Here is a 19,339-nt window from a genome sequence, read left to right as displayed (position 1 = left end):
GGTTAGAAAAAAACTAGTCTTTCCTGATAAATAACTTCACACTATTGACCAACACAAAACACAGTGCGCCAGTGACTATGCCAATTGCTGCATTGACCAGCAAAGACCATGGTAATGCCAGTTCAGCCAGCGTATGCAGCGCCGGGATGCCGTGTGCAATAATGCCGCCTCCGACCAGGAACATGGCGGCAGTACCAAGTATGCTGAGCAAACGCATCAGGTAAGGCACGACCCAGACCATACTCCAGCCGATTTTGCGGTTAAGCTGTGGCAGCAAACCCTGGCCCTGGCGCTGCATCAGCCATAAACCGATGTCATCCATTTTGACGATAAACGCGACCAGGCCATACACACCCACGGTCATCAGCACGGCGATCACGGAAAGCACCAGAATACGCTGGGTCAATGCGGCTTCAGCCACCACTCCCAGTGATATGACGATAATCTCGGCCGATAAAATAAAATCGGTACGCACAGCGCCTTTCACTTTTTCCTTTTCCAGCGCGACCAGGTCAGTCTGCGGGTCCTGTATGGCTTCAGGCACGGCTTTTTTAGCGGCGGTATCTGGTTTGGCATGCAATGTGTGCCAGACTTTTTCAAAGCCTTCGTAGCATAAAAATGCGCCGCCAAGCATCAGCAAGGGTACGATCAGCCACGGTATAAAAGCACTGATGATCAGGGCGGTTGGCACCAGGATCAGTTTATTCAGGAAAGAACCGCGCGCCACCGCCCACACCACCGGCAGCTCCCGTTTTGCCGCAATACCGGTGACTTGCTGTGCGTTCAATGCCAGGTCGTCGCCTAATACGCCGGCTGTTTTTTTGGCTGCCAGCTGGCTCATGACAGAAACGTCATCCAGCATGGTGGTGATATCGTCTAATAAAGCAAGCAGGCTGGAAGCGGCCATGAAACATTCCTGAGCAATGACAAAGATTGCTTATTCTACGTGATTCCCGCTAGAATGGACGGATGCAGAACTCAGGGACTCAGCGTTGGATAGCACGGTTGGCCATTATGGCCATGCTGCTGGCCAGCCTTGTGCCTAGCCTGAGCCTGGCTTTCCCCATGCAGCAAGGCAATAGTTTTATCGGGCAGATCTGTTCTACGCAAGGCAGCAAGTTGCTGGTGCAGGTGATGACCACCCAGGGCAAACAGCTGTCGACTTTGATTGATTACAAGCCTTCGCAAAAACCGGTTTCTATCAGCCACCATCTCGATCATTGCCCTTTCTGTCATATGGCACTCGATCACGTGACATTACCACCGTACAGCCCTGCTTATATCCTGTTCCAGCAAGCCCAGGCCGAGATCGCACTCAGCGATTATCAGCCACCCGTCGTTTCAAGTGTTTACCCGACTGCGCATCCCTCGCGCGCACCACCCCTGACCCTCCACTCAATCTAGTACCAGCCAGATGATGGCTGGATTCTGAGTAATGCCTGCGTTGCAGGCATGGATGGAGTCATCTCGTGATTATTATCAATCTTCAGGCAATGATATTTGCCAAACAGGTGGAGTGGAAACGCCACGTCACTCTCAAAGAAATCGCCGAATCTACTGGCATCAGCCGCATGACCTTGCACCGCATCGTCAAAAATCCCGCTTACAACGCTTGCACCGAACACCTGGATAAGCTTTGCGCTTATTTCCAGTGTGATATTGGCGCGTTGATTTGCTGGCAGCCGGACGACACGCCCCGGCAGATGTTTGCTGCCTGAGCCTGGATGTTGCCTACCGCTTGCCCTGATGGGCAAGCGCCCAGGCATCCTCTCCTCTTGAATTTTTAGGGAATGAATAAATGAAAAAAACAAATATAAGCTTAGCCATTTTGGCAGCTTTGCCATTGCTTGCACACGCAGAACACGAAGGCACCGTGCATCTGGATGAGGTGCAAGTCACTGCAGAAAAACCTAAGGCTTCATTGACACAACCTGGCATTGAAGTGGCCAAGGAAAACCTGTCTAAAACCGCTGGCGGGACCACCGTTGTTGATATGGCAACAGTCAGGGAAGGCCGTACCAGCAATATCCAGGATACTTTGGGCATGGCCACCGGCGTGCTGGCGCAGTCACGATTTGGCGCAGAAGAGACGCGCCTGTCTATTCGTGGCTCCGGCTTGCAGCGGACGTTTCATGGTCGCGGCCTGAAACTGATGCAGGATGGCATCGCGGTCAATCTGGCTGATGGCGGCTTTGATTTTCCGGCCATAGACCCGATGGCCACCGATTATATTGAAGTCTATCGCGGGGCGAATGCCTTGCAATATGGCTCTACCAACCTGGGCGGTAGCATCAACTTTATCTCGCGCACCGGTTATACCGCCCCGGCGTTGGAGATCCGCTCTGAAGGCGGTAGTTATGGCTATTACCGGCTGGGCATCAGTACCGGCGGTGTGAAAGACGATGTCGATTATTTTGTCACTGCGAGCAAATATCACACGGATAGCTTCAGGGATAACGCACAGCAAAGTGCAGATCGCCTGACCGGTAATGTGGGTATCAAAATCAATGACCAGGTGGAGACCCGCTTTTACTTTGGCTATGTGAACAATGACTCACAGCTTTCCAGCAGCCTGACCAAAGCGCAATTAAAAGACAACCCCAGGCAGGCAACGGTGATCCCCGGGCAGGGCATCAACCAGCGCGACATCAACCTGACCAGGCTGGCCAATAAAACCACGATTCAGTTTGACCACAGCAAACTGGAGTTGGGTGCGTTTTATTCACGCAAGAGTTTGTATCACCCGATTGGCAACTTTGGCGATACCACGGGCGTGATAGACCAGGAATCTGATGATATCGGCCTGACTGCGCGCTGGGCACATCTGGGTGAATTATTCGGCTTGAAGAATGAATTTGTCGCTGGCCTGGCGCCAACAAAAGGGCGCACGGATGCCAAAAATTTCGTCAACGTGAATGCCAGACGAGGTGCGTTACTGAATAATTTTGACCAGAAAGCCACCAACTTTGAAGCCTACCTGGAAGACCGCCTGAGTCTGGATGAGCAATGGACAGTGATTGCCGGTGTGCAATATGCCAGATCCAAACGCGACTCGCAGGACCAGCTGATCACCGCCAGCGGTAACCAGAGCGTGGATAAAACGTACAGCCAGACCAGCCCTAAACTGGGTGTGCTGTACCAATTGCAACCGCAAGTGCAATTGTTTGCCAATGCCTCGCGCAGTTTTGAGCCGCCAAGTTTTGGTGAATTGAATAGTCTGGTTGTGACCAGTTTGAATGCACAGAAAGGCACGACTTTTGAGATAGGTTCACGTGGCAACAGTGAGTTCATCGATTGGGATGTAGCGCTTTACCATGCGCGTTTACAAGACGAACTGCTGGCAGTGGCTGCTGCCGGCTCACCAGTGGCCACGCAAACCATTAATGCGGGTAAAACCATTCACCGTGGTGCGGAATTTGGCCTGACAGCCAGATTGCCGTACAGCCTGCAATGGCGTTCCAGCCTGTTGATCAACGATTTCAAACTGGATAATGACGCGACTTACGGCAGCAACCGCTTACCTGGCATGCAGCGCTCATTGCTACGTGCCGAGCTGGTCTACCGTGGCAGTGATGTACTGGAAAACTTTTATATCGGCCCGACGATAGAGTGGTCACCGCAGCGCTATAACGTTGATTTTGCAGAAACCGTGTATGCCGACAGTTATTTCCTGTGGGGTGTAAAAGCGGGGCAGAAAGTCAACCAGCACTGGTCGTGGTTTGTGGAAGGCCGCAATCTGGCTAACCAGAAATATGCAGCGACTACCGGTGTCGCCAGAAACCAGAATGGCGCAGACGGCGCATTGTTTCTGCCTGGGGATGGCCGCACCGCTTATCTTGGTGTGACCTGGAACTATTAACAGCCTGGCCCGGCAATGAGCTGCCGGGCTTTTCTTTCATGTCTGTATAAAACGCATGAAAGTCATTCATAGCAAGGGGAATCCTCAATGAAGCTATCTTATCAACCCCTCATTCAGGCTGGGGCCATATGTCGGAAGGTCATTGTAACAGCAGGTATGGATCATCTGGCTGACGCAGGGAATGTGGTGATGCAATGACACTCAAACAGACAACGCCTATGCCAGCGTCAACAAGTCGCGTTGTGCTCTATGGACGGGTGTGGCGCTGGCATTTTTTTGCTGGCTTGTTGTGCCTGCCGATATTGCTCAGCCTGGCGATTACCGGCAGCCTTTATCTTTTCCGTGGTGAAATCAATGACTGGATTTATCACGATGAACGATTGATAGCACCTTCCACACAACCAGCGATGGCACTTCAGCGCCTGACACAGCAAGTGCTCATGGAGTATCCCGGCGAGTTGAAGCTGATACAAACCCCGGCCACGAGTGATCGTAGCCTGGGCCTGCTGATCAAGCAGCCGCATGGTGAGACAGTGCAAGTGTTGGTCAACCCCTATAGCGGTCAGATTTTGGGCGCGCACGCCGAAAGCCAGCAATGGGAGTTGATAGTCAAACAACTGCATTCGCTGACCCTGGTGGGAACCTGGGCGAACTGGCTGGTAGAGATCGTGGCAGGCTGGACCATGGTGTTAGTCATTAGCGGCTTCTACTTGTGGTGGCCGCGTGGTCAAAACGCAAATGTCATCAAGGTGCGCGGCTCGCCACAGAAGCGGGTCTGGTGGCGTGATGTGCATGCCGTCACTGGCCTGGCGGGTGGCGGTATCGTCCTGTTTCTGGCCTTGACCGGTATGCCCTGGTCTGCATTCTGGGGACAACAGTTCGGCAAAATCAGCACTGCCTATGGCCTGGGGTTTCCTGCCTATCTTTGGGCAAAAGTCCCGCAATCCGATATCCCGCTTGAAACGCAGGGGGACGTGCCATGGACGCTGGAAAAAACGACTTTGCCCATTTCTGGCCAGCAAGGGGTGAGTGGCGCCGTCATGCCTATAGGCCTGGATAACGCACAACATCTTTTCACGCTGGCTGGCTTGAAAGCCGGTTATTCGATCCGCCTGCCCATGGGGCCTGGCGGCGTGTATACCGCGTTGCAGTTTCCCGCCGATGCCACACAAGAGCGAGTAGTGCATATAGACCAGTATTCGGGAAAAGTGCTGATTGATACCGGTTATGCAGAATACGGCGCGGTCGCCAAAGTCACCGAATGGGGCACCTCGGTGCATCAAGGCAAACAATATGGTCTTGTCAGTCAGCTGGTGATGCTGGTGGGGTGTGTTGCACTCATTCTGCTGGTGATCTCTTCGGTCACCATGTGGGGCAAACGTCGTGCATCTGGTCAACGGATGGCGCCACCGCCAAAGCGGCAGGACCACAAGCTCACGCGTAATATCGCTATCATTACCGTGGCATTGGGCGTTCTATTCCCATTACTTGGGGCATCGATCATGGCAGCACTTATTTTCGATACCATTTGGCAATTTACTCATAGAGAGGTCAGACAATGAAATCTTATTTAAAACATGCATTAGTCACCGTTACCATGACCTGTTTTACCATGACCTGTTTCGTCACGTTCGCCCATGCAGAATTAAAGATATCCGATGCCTGGGTAAAACCGACCGTCCCCGGGCAGCCTGTGGCAGCGGCGTATATGAAACTCAGCGCTGATCAAAATGTAGACCTGATAGAGGCGATTTCACCCGTGGCGGAAAAAACCGAAATTCACTCCATGTCCATGGATGGCAATATCATGCGCATGAAAAGGCTGGACCGTTTGCAGCTGAAAGCAGGGCAGGTTGTCGAACTGAAACCGGGCGGCTTCCACCTGATGCTGATCACATTGGCTCACCAGATTAAAGAGGGGGAAGTCGTGCCTATCAGCCTGGTGACTCAGGATGCGCATGGCAAAAAGATGACTATCACAATCAAGGCAGTTGCCGCCGCGCCCAAAACAACTGAGCCTGCATCAGAAGGTCATATGCATCATTGATGATTCAAAGGTGTAAGCGGGCACGTTATTCAAAGCGATGATTGCGCTTTAGCAGGCGTGTTGCAGATACCCGTACAGTAAATGTACGGGCAATATAGGTGATGAACGCTTAAGCGCTGGTGACTTTATCGATAAAGTAGCTGGTGCGTTGTTTCTGGCGCATCATTCTCTGCAGGATATTCGGTAGCTGTTCCGGTTTCAGGCATTGAATAATGTTGAGGTCCAGGGTTTCGCGCAAATCGATGATTTCGCCATCTTCCTCAGTGCTATCGTTGAGCAACTGGATAAATGGGCGCAGCGGTTGTTGCGGATTGGTCGACAACACCGTTGCCAGTTTCTGGTCTGACAGGCGGATCACGCTGCCGGGTGGGTAGATGCCCAGGCACTTGATAAAGCGGCGCAGAATCGTTTGGTCAAACTGGTGGCGCTGCTGGGCAAACATCACACTCAGCGCTTCATACGGCGTTTTCGCCAGCGCTGGGTTAGATGGGTTGCACAGGTTATCGTACATATTCGCAATGATCAGGATGTGCGACAACGGGTCGATCTCATCGCAGTGCAAGCCTTTGGGGTAGCCGCTGCCGTCTGCAAATTCATGATGCTGGCCGATGATGGACAGGATCTTTTTCGGCACTGAGACTTCTTTCAGCATATTCAGGCCCAGCAAGACATGGGTCTGGTAAATCGCGGTTTCACGCACACTGAGCGGGTCTTTTTTCAATAGAATCTTGTCGCTGATCTGCCGTTTGCCGATGTCATGCAGAATCGCAGCCATGCCGAGTATGACGGCATCTTCATCACTGACATTCAGGTTTTTGGCCAGCAGCATGGAAAGCACCAGGATATTCAGCTCATGCTGGTAGTGCTGGTCGCCAATGCGGTGGCCATTCATGGCATGAATCGCAATATCACCTTCTGTCAGGGTGCTGGCCACCAGGTCGAGCACCACGCTGGAAGCCATGCCATAGGCCTGGTCAGGATGCTCGGTCGACATTTTCTGGATGTTCCAGACGTCTGAACTGGCCTTGAGGAATTTTTGTTCGCTTTCGGTGATCGCTTGTTTGAGTGCCAGTTGCTGTCTTTGCGCCGCGCTTAGCTCCGGGCTATCGTCTATCACATCCAGTTTGGCTGAATAAGCCTTTCTCATGGGGAATTCAACCACATTATCAATTTTGCCGCTGCTGCTACGCAATGGCGTGCTGGAACTGCGGCGCGGGTCGTAGCGCAGTTGCGTCAGCCCCAGTGATTTAATGGTTTCAATCTGCGATTCATCAGTGACTTTAAAGTTGCTGATGGAGAAAGGATGGTCCATCCATCCCAAATCCAGATGGATGTACAGTCCGATCTGGAGTTGTTCTATGTCGATATAAAAAGTATCGGAGGCGTGATTAGGCATGGCGTTTTATTTTTCTTTGATTGTTTAACACTAATAACTGCAAAAAGTCGTCGGAGTTGACCGGGTAAGCATATAAATAGCCTTGCGCAGTCTGGCAACCCAAACGTTGTAAAAATTTTTCCTGTTCTTCTGTTTCTACTCCTTCGGCTACGACGGTGAATCCTAACTGGGTGGCCATCGCGTAAATGGCGCTGGTAATGGCCGCATCATCTTTGTCATCCGGCAAATCCTTGACAAAGCTGCGGTCGATCTTGATCTGGTCAAGCGGCAAGCGCTTGAGGTGCGACAATGATGAGTAGCCAGTGCCAAAGTCATCAATCGCAATGCTGATGCCCAGTTTCTTCAACTGGTTAAACGTATCCACCACATGTTGCGTATGCTGCATCAACGTGCTTTCGGTGATTTCAAGCTCGATAATGGATGGGTCGCAATCGCTTTCCATCAAAATGCCATACACGGTATCGGCAAACTTGCTTTTCATGATCTGCACGGCAGATACATTGATAGCGATCTTCTTGAATTCCGGGTGCCGTTTGTGCCAGGCATGCGCCTGACGCACAGACTCACGCAAAGCCCATTCGCCTATGCTTAAAATCAGGCCGGTTTCTTCAGCCAGCGGGATAAACTTGGCAGGCGGGATCAAGCCCTGCGTCGGGTGCTGCCAGCGGATCAGCGCTTCCGCCCCGATGATCATGCCGGTATTCAGATTGATCTGCGCCTGGTAGAACATTTTGAGCTGTTTTCTGGACAGTGCCTGGCGCAATTCGGTTTCCAGCTGGAAGTGTTCCACCGCATTGCGGCTCAGTGCAGCATCGTAAAATGACACATGGTTTTTACCATTGTTCTTTACCTGATACATGGCGAGGTCGGCGGCCTTGATCAGGCCTTCTACATCGCTGGCATCATGCGGATACATGGAAATACCAATGCTGGCGCCAATAAATATTTCATGATGATCGATCATGAACTGGCGCTTGAGTGCTTCGAGGATGTCTTGTGCTTTTTGAGCAGCATCTGCCTTGCTGTGCAGGTTTTCCAGCAAGACAATAAACTCATCCCCACCCAGGCGGCCAACGATATCAGACTCACGCAATGAGTCCTGGATACGCTCTGTCACGCCCAGTAATAGCTGATCGCCGGAGTAATGGCCCAGGCTATCGTTGATATTCTTGAATCTATCCAGGTCAATAAATAATACCGCCGCTTGCTGCTCATTACGGTTTGCGCGTTGAATCGCATGCGTGAACAAATGATTAATCAACCTGCGGTTAGGCAGGCCGGTCAACGGATCATGGTTGACCAGGGAGTTGAGTTGCACTTGTGAGCGCTTCATCTCGGTGATATCAGCAAACACACCCACGTAATTGGTAATCGCGTTGGCATGGTTGCGTACGGCGGTAATCGTCATCCATTCGGTATAGCTTTCGCCATTTTTGCGCATATTCTCGATTTCGCCAGACCATTTGCCATGACGTTTGAGCGCGCCGAACAGGCCGCGTGGGCGCTGGCGGAAAATCTGCGGTTTAAACCCCAGCACTTCGGATTCATTAAAACCGGTGATCAGGGTAAAGCCCTGGTTGATGCCCACCAGTTCACCGGAAGGATTCACGATCATGATGCCTTCAGTAGTGCTGTCAAAAGCGATTTTCGCCAGTTTCAGGCTTTTGCCGGTTTGTTCGCGGTCTATCGCCACACTTAAGGTGCGGCCTATCGCCATCAGTGAACCTAATTCCTGTGAGCTGGTGCTTTCGGCATCGAAACAACGCTCGATGACCATAGAGCCCCACCACTCGTGGTCTATCATCAATGGCACGATCACCAGATTAACGCTGTCATGTGATTTCAACAGAAAGCGTTCATCTTCCGGCAGCGTATGTGCATCGCACATCACCGGTTGCCCTTTAGAGAGCAGGTCATGCCAGCGCTTTAGTTCGGGTGCGAGAAATGAGATCTTTTCCCAATGCTCATAAGTCGAGTGGAAGCCATTGGTGGCCCAGTGGAACAGCGCCTGGGAGCGTATTTCGGTTTTTTTGCGCACAGTGGTCGTGTGATGTTGCAGCAACACCGCACGGCTAAAGCGGAAAGACAGGCAGCATTGCTGCAATACATTCTCGGCCACGGTTTGCCAGCGTTCGGCCGAATGCAACATCCAGTCACACGAGATCAGGGTATCCAGCACTGCACTGCGATTAAGCAATTGGCTTTGGATGAACTTCTGCTCGCTGACATCACGCGCTACCGTGATCAGGTGGCTGGGCTGCTCGCTGTGGTCGAAATAAGCGGTTTTATTCACTTCCAGCGTTTTATAACCGCCCTGTGGCAAGTGCACCAGCTCTTCATTATGGTAAGACTGGCGTGTCTGCCAGACGGTCTGGTCAGATTTCTCATGATGCTCGAAACTGTTGCGGAATACCGGATGCAGGGTATCGGCAATCTGCAGATTGTTCAGGAACTCGTAATCAAAGTTATCGATCTGGAAGGTGTTCAGCATGCGCTGGTTAGCCATCATCCAGCGATTATCATGGTCTTTGATGGAGATCAGGTCAGGGCTCATCTCGATCAGTGAATGCACGATGGATTGCATATGCACTAATTGCTGCACCAGGGCACTCTCTTGCTCTTCCAGCAGCAGGCCGATGGCACGCCTGCCATGCTCGGCATAGAACAAGCGGCATTTGAAATCACGGTTCAGGTCATTGATGCGGGTGTGCAGTGTCAGTTCTGTCTGGTTGTCGCGGATGGCCTGCACCAGCGCCTGGCGCATGTCTTTAGGCAGAGCGTCGGCACTTTCGCCCAGCAGTTTTTTTGCCATGTCGTTGGCAGCCACGCACTGTGCCCGGCGATTGATCGCCAGCATGGGCATATCGGGCATGCTGGCCGCCAAAGGCCGCAGCCACGCTGTGCTATGATGTTCAAAGGTTGCTTGCATATACATAAGAGTTTTGTTGCTATTCGACAGGTTGTCGTCATCCGTCCAGTTATTTGAGTTAACGGCTTTTGACACCTTAACTTTAGCAGCTTTGTTGTTTGTAAAGAATTATTTATTTAAATATATTTAAGTAAGGGTTTTGAGCGGTGAAATGGCTGATGAACGGGTTGGTTGCTGTCTGTTGTATGGGCTTGCTTCAGGTAAATGCGCATGAAGGACATGTTGAGCAAGGGGGCGCCAGTCTGGCAATCAGCCTGGCAGCTGATGCCGATGGCCGGATATGGCAAGCGCGTGCCAGTAAAGGGCAGGTCTGGGTATCTTTCAGCGAGGATACAGGGCAGCATTTCAGCCCTGAAATCGCCGTCAACCCTACGCCGATGAAGGTTGCCGCAGATGCCGAGGCAAGACCTAAAATTGCGCTTGCCAGCAATGGCAACATCTACCTGAGCTGGACTGAATCGCTAAAAAAGCCTTTTGCTGGTTATATCTGGTTTGCGCGCTCGGTGGATGGTGGTAAAAGTTTTGAAACACCTTACATCGTGCATCAAGATCGGGCAGAAATCACCCACAGATTCGATGCATTGCAGGTATCGCCTGATGGTTCAATCACCGTTGCCTGGGTCGATAAGCGCGACCTACTGGCGGCCAAAGCGGCGGGGAAACCTTATGAGGGGGCGGCTATCTACTACGCGGTTTCCACCGATCAGGGCAAAAACTTTGCCAGTGAGAAAAAACTGGCCGACAGTAGTTGTGAGTGCTGCCGCATCGCCATGACCAGTAAGGCTGATGGCACGGTTGCCGTCTTGTGGCGACACGTGTTTGCCGGAAGTGAGCGTGACCATGCCATGGCCGAAATCAACCGGCCAGGTGCTGGTAAATCGGCCAAGCCAGCCATCGTGCGTGCCAGTCATGGCCGCTGGAAGATCGATGGTTGTCCACACCATGGTGCCGCACTGGCAGTGGGCGAGGGCTTTGGCTACCATCTCTCTTATTTTGACGGCGCCGGTGACAAGCCGGGCCTGCGCCTGGTGCGCATGGATGGGCAGGCTTGGGTGACGACCCCGCCCAGACGTATTGGCGACCCTAAGAAGAGTGCCGGGCATCCTGCCTTGTTGAGCGTGGGTGACAAGGTGTGGCTGGCCTGGCAGGAGCGCAGCAGCGATGGCATGGATATCGTGACCATGGCTTCACTGGATGGCGGCAAAACCTGGGGTTTGCCAACCGTTGCTTTGCATAGCGCAGGCAAGCTCGATTATCCGCAATGGTTAAATCTGCGCGGGCAAGCGCTGCTGGCGGTAAACAGTGCTGAAAAAGGGTTGCTGGTGGTGCCATTTTCAGCACAATAATGCAGCAAGTTTGATCTGGCGCTATTGAAAACGTAAAAACCCGCCGCATTATAGGGTTATCCCGCCGCAGTCTGCGGCATGACTTTAGTGTGAAAGGGTTTACCGTGCGTTTTGATAAGCTCACTACCAGATTCCAGCAGGCACTCGCTGATGCGCAAAGCATGGCGGTGGGTGCCGACCAACCAACCATAGAGGCGCCCCATTTGCTATTGTCCATGTTGAACCAGGACGATAGTGGCGTGGCTGCTTTGCTGTCGCGCGCCGGTGCGCAAGTGCCTGCATTGAAAACCAGCCTGCAACAGGCGGTGGATGCGCTGCCTAAAGTCAGTGAAAACAGTGGCGAAGTGACCATTTCGCGCGACCTCAATAATCTGCTCAATATCACCGATAAATTCGCCCAGAAAAATGGCGATACCTACATTGCCAGCGAAATGTTTTTGCTGGCACTGGCGGAAGACAAAGGCGAAACCGGCAGGTTGCTGAAACAGCATGGCGTCAATAAAACTGTGCTGGAGCAGGCCATCAAAGCCGTGCGCGGTAATGATTCAGTGAATAGCCAGGAAGCAGAAGGCCAGCGCGAAGCCCTGAAAAAATTCACCCTGGACCTGACCGAACGCGCCCGCGCCGGCAAGCTGGATCCGGTGATCGGCCGTGATGATGAGATCCGTCGCGCCATCCAGGTATTGCAACGCCGGACTAAAAATAACCCGGTCTTGATCGGCGAGCCCGGTGTCGGTAAAACCGCTATTGTCGAAGGGCTGGCGCAGCGTATCGTCAATGGCGAAGTGCCGGATTCCCTCAAAAACAAAAAGGTGCTCAGCCTTGATATGGCTGCCTTGCTGGCGGGCGCCAAATACCGTGGCGAATTTGAAGAACGCCTGAAATCGGTGTTGAAAGAACTGGCGCAGGATGAAGGGCAGACCATCGTCTTTATCGATGAGATCCATACCATGGTCGGTGCCGGTAAGTCGGAAGGTGCGATGGACGCAGGCAATATGCTGAAACCAGCCCTGGCCCGCGGCGAGCTGCACTGTGTAGGCGCGACGACGCTGGATGAGTACCGCAAATATATAGAGAAAGATGCCGCGCTGGAGCGCCGCTTCCAGAAAGTACTGGTCGATGAGCCTTCCGTGGAAGCGACCATCGCCATTTTGCGTGGCTTGCAGGAAAAATATGAGCTGCATCACGGTGTGGAAATCACTGACCCGGCGATTGTCGCTGCGGCAGAATTATCCAATCGTTATATCACAGACCGCTTTCTGCCGGACAAAGCCATAGACCTGATTGACGAAGCGGCTTCGCGCATCAAGATGGAGATAGACTCCAAGCCGGAAGTCATGGACAAACTGGACCGCCGTCTGATTCAGCTCAAGATTGAGCGCGAAGCCGTGCGCCGTGAAAAAGATGAGGCCAGCCAAAAACGCTTTACCTTGATTGAAGACGAGATAGACAGGCTGGAGAAAGAGTATGCCGACCTGGAGGAGATCTGGAAAGCAGAAAAAGCTGCGGTGCATGGCTCCGCTGGCGTCAAAGAGGCGATAGAAAAAGTCAAACTGGATATGGAAGCCGCTACCCGCAAGGGTGACTGGCAGCGCGTGTCAGAACTACAGTATGGAAAATTGCCGCAATTGGAAGCGCAACTGAAACACGATTCAGGCAATGAAGCCCTGCCAGCCGTGAAGCATAAAATGTTGCGGACCGAAGTCGGCGCTGACGAAATCGCTGAAGTGGTCAGTCGTGCCACCGGTATCCCGGTCAGCAAAATGATGACTGGCGAGCGCGAAAAACTGCTGCGCATGGAAGATAAGCTGCATGACCGTGTGGTTGGTCAGGATGAAGCTGTGCGTCTGGTGTCGGATGCGATCCGCCGTTCACGCAGTGGCTTGAGCGACCCTAACCGGCCGTATGGCAGCTTTTTGTTCCTGGGCCCGACTGGCGTGGGTAAAACCGAGCTGTGCAAGGCGCTGGCAGGCTTTTTGTTCGATAGCGAAGAGCATTTGATCCGCATCGATATGAGCGAGTTTATGGAGAAGCATTCTGTCTCCCGCCTGATTGGTGCGCCACCCGGCTATGTTGGCTATGAAGAAGGCGGCACGTTGACCGAAGCCGTACGCCGCAAACCTTATTCAGTGATCTTGCTGGATGAAGTCGAAAAAGCGCATCCTGATGTGTTTAATGTGCTGTTGCAAGTGCTGGATGATGGTCGGCTCACCGATGGCCAGGGCCGTACAGTAGACTTTAAAAATACCGTGATCATCATGACCTCCAACCTGGGTAGCCAGATGATACAAAGCATGGCCGACCAGGATTACCAGGTGGTTAAACTGGCCGTGATGGGGGAGGTGAAAGCACACTTCCGGCCGGAGTTTATCAACCGTATCGACGAAGTGATCGTCTTCCATTCGCTGGGTGAGGCGCATGTGAGGTCCATCGCCAACATCCAGTTGCAATTGCTGGCTAAACGCGTGGCCGCGATGGAAATGCAGCTCGAGATCAGTGATGCCGCGCTGTCTGAGATCGCCAATGCCGGATTTGACCCTGTCTACGGTGCGCGACCATTGAAACGGGCGATACAGAGCGAGATAGAGAACCCGTTGGCGAAAGAGATCCTTGCCGGGCATTTTGCAGCCAAAGATACGATACGCGTAGGTTTCGAGTCTGGCAGAATGGTGTTTAATAAGGCCTGATGGTTGCCAGTCGGCGAACCATCGTCATTCAATAGGGTCATAATCATTATGGCCCTATTCTTTTTGCGGGTTAGAATGGAAATATGATGAATCAATTTAAATACTTGCGTTTATTACTGGCTTTTACTTTGCTGGGTGCGCTTGCAGGCTGCGCTACACAACCGCCGCAGCCCGTGCAGATTGAAAGGATCTCGCCGGAGCAATTGGCTGCTTTGCTGCCACCGGCACAATCCACGCTGAGCCTGGATGAGATTGTCAGCTTGAGCAAAAAAGGCAAGTCAGATGCCGAGATTATCGAAGCCATTAAACTGTCGCAGTCCCGCTACTCACTGACGCCTTCAGAGGTATTGAGCTGGCATCAAAAAGGTATTTCAAAAGGAGTGCTGGATTATATGCAGCAGGCCAATGCACTGGCACAGCAAAATGCCATTGCTGATGAGATCAACAAGCGTGAAAAAGCGCGGGTAGAAGCAGAAACCCGCTTGAAACGTGAGCGTGATTCTGCCCGCCTGCGTAGTATGGACCCGTGGTTCTATGGCCCTGGCTATTATGGTGGCCCATGGGGTTATCGCCCGTACTGGGGCGGTGGATGGCGTTATTGGTAGGATTGCGATTTGAACCAGCGTCTACGCCTGATTTGAACACTGATCTATCATCAAGCTTTTGCAGCGGAAAACAGGCATGAGACAAAGCCACGAAACACTGAACATCAATGCACAAGGGCGACGCCTGTACGACATTACCCCGCAAGTAGCGCAGTGGGTAGAACAGTCGGGTATCCAGAGCGGGTTGCTGACTTTATACATACAGCATACCTCTGCCAGCCTGCTGATCAATGAAAACTATGATCGCGATGTGCTGGTGGATATGGAAGCTTTTTTTAACCGGATCGCCCCGGATGGCGACGAGTTGTTTATACATACAGTGGAAGGGCCGGATGATATGCCGGCACATGTGAGAACCGCCTTAACGCAAACCAGCCTGTCTATCCCTGTGATAAACAGCAAGGTCGCGCTGGGGCAATGGCAGGGTATTTTCCTGTTTGAACATAGACATCAACCAGCCCGTCGGCGGGTGTTGATGCATGTGATTGGCGAATAGGCCAGTTGTTTTACCATACCAATGTTGTTTAATTATAATCAGAAGTAATAAAAGGAGAAATGTATGAGATGGAATACTTACTTGCTAACACTTTTTTTAGCTTTGGGTTTAGTGGCTTGCGGTAAAGAAGAGGCCCCTGCACCAGAAACCACAGCCCCGGCGGCAGAGTCTGCTGCAACAGATGCACCTGCCGCAGCTAAGCCTGCTGCAGGTGGCGGCTATGAGCCAGCAGCCGATGAGCGTGTGCCTGGTATTACTGTATCCAAAGAAGAATTGGAAAAGCAGTTAGAAGCCGCGCACGCCAATACGCCACAGCCGGAGATTCCTGCTGAAGAGGGTGCAAAAGCAGAGTAGGTTTATCCTTTCTGCATCAACCTGTAAGCTAGCCTTGCGCTAGCCTGCAACGTAAAAAAAAGCGCAGTTCACTGCGCTTTTTTGCATGATGGGCTTATCAAAAGAATCGTTATTTGACCGAACTCCATTGCAGTGGATCAAACGGGATGCTGTTGCGGCGTAATTCATAATACACGCCATTCTCGGCGTTGCCGCCACTGTTGCCCACTGCCGCGATGGTATCGCCGCTTTTTACCGGCTGGCCGGATGATTTGTACAGCGCTTCGTTATTGCCATACAGGCTCATATAGCCGTTGCCGTGATCGACCACGATCAGATTGCCAAAGCCACGCATCCAGTCCGCAAACACCACCTGGCCACCAGCGACAGACTTCACTTCGCTGCCTTCTTTGGCGCGGATAAACAGGCCTTTCCAGCTGACGCCGGTTTCTGCACGTGCGCTGCCAAAACGATTGATGACTTCGCCACGCACCGGCAGGCGTAACCTGCCACGCAGTTGGGCAAAGTTTTCTTTCAAGGCGTTGTATTCAGGCAGCGTGTCATTTTTGGCGACAACTGAACTGCTTTGAGCGTCGGTCTCGGTGTCGTCTTTACCTTGCCCGTCTACCCTGGTTTGTGCTGAATGCTCAGAGGTGCGGCCGCTGGATTTTTTCTTGCGTGCCTGCTCGGCCAGGCGTTTGGCAGCCGCTTCTTTTTCACGTTTGGCTCTGGCGATGGCTTCCTGCTCACGCTTTTTAGCTTCGGCGGCTAGTCTCTGGAACAACTTGGATAACGCCTCTTCATCCTTTTTCAGGCGCACCAGTTGCTGTTCCTGGGTTTCTATCTGTTTGGAAAGCTGGGTCAGCACTTCGGCGCGTTTTGATTTCTCGTTGACCAGCTTATGTGTGGTGTCGCTGTATTGCGTCGCCAGCCGGTCGGTTTCATGCAACTGTTCGGTGGTCGCCGTGCGCACGCGCTCTATGGCGTCACGGTTATCCTGCAAGGATTGGATCTGTTCCTGATGTGCGGCCGTCAGGTAGCCCAAATACTTGAGATTGCGCGTGGTATTCGCAGGATCCTGCTGCTGCAACAGCATCTGCAACGGGCTGTTATTGCCGTGCCGGTATTGTTGGTTAAGCTGTTGGCTGAGTGATTGGCGCTGCTGGTTCACCTGTCGCTGTAGCAGTGACATCTGCTTCTGCAAATCCTGCAGCTTGCCACGGTTTTCCTGCTGCGCATCCTGGATATCGCGTAACTTTTTACGCGAGGCACTGATAGCGGTTTCCGACGCTTTCAGCGCTTCATTGGCATCTTGCCTGGCCAGTTGGGAAGCCTTGATCGCATTCGCCAGTTGCTGTATTTTTTCTTTGACCTGTTCGAGGTCGCCTTTGGCGGCATCTGCCTTGTCGTTAGCTGCTGCCATCGTCGTAGGTGACCCGGCCGCGAGCAAGGCGCAAAGCCCTGCCGCTATCAAACGTCTGCGCAAAATAAGGTTTAGCAATGTGGTATCAGGCATGCACCAATGGGTTAAGCCGCTTCATTGAGTGTGACCAGGCTCTCGCCCGTCATTTCAACCGGTTTAGGCACGCCCATCAAGGTCAGTAAGGTAGGGGCGATGTCAGAAAGCGCACCGTCAGCATTCACCGTGCCGGCACGGCCAACATAAATGAATGGCACCAGGTTGGTGGTATGTTGCGTATGCGCCTGCGCGCTGTCATGGTCAAACATGCTTTCTGCATTGCCATGGTCCGCCGTGATAATCACCTCAGCGCCGCTTTTTTGTGCAGCAGCGACCACCCGACCTACGCAGGTGTCCAGGGTTTCCACGGCTTTAATTGCCGCTTGCAGGTTGCCGGTGTGGCCCACCATATCGCCATTGGCGTAGTTACAAATCACGGCCTGGTACTGCTGGGATTCAATGGCGGCCACTAGTTTGTCGGTCAGCTCATAAGCGCTCATTTCCGGTTGCAGGTCATAAGTCGCGACTTTAGGCGATGGCACCAGGATGCGGTCTTCGCCGGTAAATACGGTTTCTTCGCCGCCATTGAAGAAGAACGTCACATGCGGATATTTTTCTGTTTCCGCAATCCGCAACTGCTTAAGCCCCAGGTTGGCAACGTATTCGCCAAAAGTGTTGGGCACCGTGAAAGGCGCAAAAATCGGCTGAGCCAGGCGCTGGTTCTTGTCGTATTGCGTGAGGGTCAGGTAGTGGCTAAATACGGGCACACGGCTACGCGCAAACCCGTCAAACGCCGGGTTGAGCAGGGCATCGGTGAGCTGGCGGGCGCGGTCACTCCTGAAGTTCATGAAGACCAGTGCGTCGCCATCTTCCATACGCACAGGCGTAGCACCCACTGCATGTATCGCTGTGCATTTCACAAACTCATCGCTTTCATCACGCGCATAAGCCTGTTGCAAAGCGGTCAGGCTATCAGGCGCCACATACTCGGCAGTGCCATTCACCAGTAGCTCATAGGCAACGGCAACGCGCTCCCAGCGCTTGTCTCTATCCATGCCGTAAAAACGGCCGCCGACAGTGGCGACCTTGCCAACACCAATCGCTTGCAGCTGCTTTTCCAGCGCTTCAAGGTAAGGTTGCGCACTTTTGGGTGGCGTGTCACGCCCATCGAGGAAAGCATGGATATACACTTTACTTAAGCCTTGCTGTTTGGCCATCTCGACCAGTGCATGGATATGCGGCTGGTAACTGTGCACCCCGCCATCGGACAGCAGGCCCAGGATATGCAGGGCCTTGTCATGCGCTTTCAGCGTTTGCATGGCATTGACCAGCGCTGGCAGTTTAAAAAACTCGCCACTGCTGATGCTATTGTTAATGCGTTCAAAGTCTTGAAAAACGATACGTCCCGCCCCAATATTCAGGTGGCCCACTTCAGAATTACCCATTTGCCCATCAGGCAGGCCGACATAATGCTCAGAGGCGTTAATCAGGCCATGCGGGTAATGGGTTTTCAGGTGGTCCAGATTGGGTGTGCTGGCTTGGAATACAGCATTGTGTTCGGGGGTTTCGCTATGACCAAAACCATCCAAAATCAGCAAAATAACAGGTTTGATTGACATGGCTGACAACTTTAAAAGTGGTGACGGGACGTCGGATTCATGAATTAGGCTATTATAATCGCAACCGCAGGCCGCGCATACCTAAGGCTGATGCTGACTGCGGGTTCGACAACATAGACAGGTAAAAGATCAAGTGGAATTCTTTAAAGAAAACGTATTATTAATCGGGCTGGCAGTCGGCTCTGGCCTGGCATTACTGGTGCCTATGCTGAGCCGCTCTGCGGCAGGCAGCACCTTGGTATCCGCGACTGAAGCGGTGATGCTTATGAGCCGCAAGCAATTGCTGGTGCTGGATGTACGGGAAGCCGACGAATTCAAGCAAGGCCACTTGCAAGGCGCGCGTAATGTGCCGTTAGCTGAACTGGCGACACGCATGAAAGAGCTGGAAAAATTCAAGGATAAACCGGTATTGCTGGTATGCGAACGTGGCAACCGTACCCGCTCCGCCGCAAAAATACTCAAAGCACAGCAATTTACCGCATTGCACCAGTTAAAAGGCGGCATGCAGGCCTGGTTAGAGGCCAAATTGCCGCTGGGTAAATAACAGCAAACTTAAAGTGGTG

16 protein-coding genes are annotated in these 19,339 nt (G+C 52.6%); 11 read left to right on the top strand and 5 right to left on the bottom strand.

Annotation, left to right across the window (positions count from 1 at the left end; translation table 11 throughout):
* Positions 1–13 precede the first annotated feature (13 nt).
* Complete coding sequence (locus ACTS9Y_RS02960; RefSeq protein ID WP_442584523.1) at positions 14–907, bottom strand: DUF808 domain-containing protein; 894 nt, start codon at positions 905–907, stop codon at positions 14–16.
* 62 nt (positions 908–969) lie between these two features.
* On the opposite strand from ACTS9Y_RS02960, the gene ACTS9Y_RS02955 reads away from it, so the two are divergent.
* The 5 genes from ACTS9Y_RS02955 to ACTS9Y_RS02935 all read left to right on the top strand — a co-directional run bounded on the left by ACTS9Y_RS02955 (position 970) and on the right by ACTS9Y_RS02935 (position 5,906).
* Positions 970–1,404, top strand: coding sequence for a DUF2946 domain-containing protein (locus tag ACTS9Y_RS02955; protein WP_442584522.1), 435 nt, complete (start codon positions 970–972; stop codon positions 1,402–1,404).
* Positions 1,405–1,469: 65 nt separating this feature from the next.
* Complete coding sequence (locus ACTS9Y_RS02950) at positions 1,470–1,718, top strand: helix-turn-helix domain-containing protein (protein WP_442584521.1); 249 nt, start codon at positions 1,470–1,472, stop codon at positions 1,716–1,718.
* An 80-nt stretch (positions 1,719–1,798) separates the two neighbouring features.
* Entirely contained in the window at positions 1,799–3,859 is a 2,061-nt protein-coding gene (locus ACTS9Y_RS02945; RefSeq protein WP_442584520.1) for a TonB-dependent receptor family protein, read from the top strand.
* Positions 3,860–4,053: 194 nt separating this feature from the next.
* Positions 4,054–5,421 (top strand): PepSY-associated TM helix domain-containing protein, encoded by a 1,368-nt coding sequence (locus ACTS9Y_RS02940; RefSeq protein WP_442584519.1) that lies wholly within the window; start codon positions 4,054–4,056, stop codon positions 5,419–5,421.
* Complete coding sequence (locus ACTS9Y_RS02935) at positions 5,418–5,906, top strand: copper chaperone PCu(A)C (RefSeq protein WP_442584518.1); 489 nt, start codon at positions 5,418–5,420, stop codon at positions 5,904–5,906. Before ACTS9Y_RS02940 ends, ACTS9Y_RS02935 begins: the two co-directional genes overlap by 4 nt.
* A 109-nt stretch (positions 5,907–6,015) precedes the next feature.
* Here the strand turns inward: ACTS9Y_RS02935 and ACTS9Y_RS02930 are convergent, their stop codons facing one another.
* Both ACTS9Y_RS02930 and ACTS9Y_RS02925 read right to left on the bottom strand, forming a co-directional pair.
* Complete coding sequence (locus ACTS9Y_RS02930; RefSeq protein ID WP_442584517.1) at positions 6,016–7,302, bottom strand: HD-GYP domain-containing protein; 1,287 nt, start codon at positions 7,300–7,302, stop codon at positions 6,016–6,018.
* Complete coding sequence (locus ACTS9Y_RS02925) at positions 7,295–10,237, bottom strand: EAL domain-containing protein (RefSeq protein WP_442584516.1); 2,943 nt, start codon at positions 10,235–10,237, stop codon at positions 7,295–7,297. The genes ACTS9Y_RS02930 and ACTS9Y_RS02925 overlap by 8 nt, the downstream gene beginning before the upstream one ends.
* Positions 10,238–10,389: 152 nt before the next feature.
* Here ACTS9Y_RS02925 and ACTS9Y_RS02920 point away from each other — a divergent pair, with 152 nt between their 5' ends.
* The 5 genes from ACTS9Y_RS02920 to ACTS9Y_RS02900 all read left to right on the top strand — a co-directional run bounded on the left by ACTS9Y_RS02920 (position 10,390) and on the right by ACTS9Y_RS02900 (position 15,719).
* Entirely contained in the window at positions 10,390–11,577 is a 1,188-nt protein-coding gene (locus ACTS9Y_RS02920) for a sialidase family protein (protein ID WP_442584515.1), read from the top strand.
* 104 nt (positions 11,578–11,681) lie between these two features.
* The gene (gene clpB, locus ACTS9Y_RS02915; protein WP_442584514.1) at positions 11,682–14,264 is read left to right on the top strand and encodes an ATP-dependent chaperone ClpB; all 2,583 of its coding nucleotides are present in this window, start codon (positions 11,682–11,684) and stop codon (positions 14,262–14,264) included.
* Positions 14,265–14,347: 83 nt separating this feature from the next.
* Positions 14,348–14,869 (top strand): hypothetical protein, encoded by a 522-nt coding sequence (locus tag ACTS9Y_RS02910; protein WP_442584513.1) that lies wholly within the window; start codon positions 14,348–14,350, stop codon positions 14,867–14,869.
* A gap of 76 nt (positions 14,870–14,945) precedes the next feature.
* Positions 14,946–15,365: a secondary thiamine-phosphate synthase enzyme YjbQ gene (locus ACTS9Y_RS02905; protein ID WP_442584512.1), complete on the top strand. Its 420-nt coding sequence runs from the start codon at positions 14,946–14,948 to the stop codon at positions 15,363–15,365.
* Positions 15,366–15,428: 63 nt separating this feature from the next.
* On the top strand, positions 15,429–15,719 hold the full coding sequence (locus tag ACTS9Y_RS02900; RefSeq protein ID WP_442584511.1) for a hypothetical protein: 291 nt from the start codon (positions 15,429–15,431) through the stop codon (positions 15,717–15,719).
* 109 nt (positions 15,720–15,828) lie between these two features.
* On the opposite strand, the gene ACTS9Y_RS02895 is transcribed toward ACTS9Y_RS02900, so the two are convergent.
* Both ACTS9Y_RS02895 and gpmI read right to left on the bottom strand, forming a co-directional pair.
* Complete coding sequence (locus ACTS9Y_RS02895; RefSeq protein WP_442584510.1) at positions 15,829–17,214, bottom strand: peptidoglycan DD-metalloendopeptidase family protein; 1,386 nt, start codon at positions 17,212–17,214, stop codon at positions 15,829–15,831.
* 11 nt (positions 17,215–17,225) lie between these two features.
* The gene (gene gpmI, locus ACTS9Y_RS02890) at positions 17,226–18,776 is read right to left on the bottom strand and encodes a 2,3-bisphosphoglycerate-independent phosphoglycerate mutase (protein ID WP_442584509.1); all 1,551 of its coding nucleotides are present in this window, start codon (positions 18,774–18,776) and stop codon (positions 17,226–17,228) included.
* Positions 18,777–18,909: 133 nt separating this feature from the next.
* Between gpmI and ACTS9Y_RS02885 the strand changes: the two genes are divergently transcribed.
* The gene (locus ACTS9Y_RS02885) at positions 18,910–19,320 is read left to right on the top strand and encodes a rhodanese-like domain-containing protein (RefSeq protein ID WP_442584508.1); all 411 of its coding nucleotides are present in this window, start codon (positions 18,910–18,912) and stop codon (positions 19,318–19,320) included.
* Positions 19,321–19,339 lie beyond the last annotated feature (19 nt).

This window comes from Methylophilus sp., from assembly GCF_052173275.1.
Classification (GTDB): Bacteria; Pseudomonadota; Gammaproteobacteria; order Burkholderiales; family Methylophilaceae; genus Methylophilus.
This window is presented reverse-complemented; position numbering and strand designations above follow the sequence as displayed.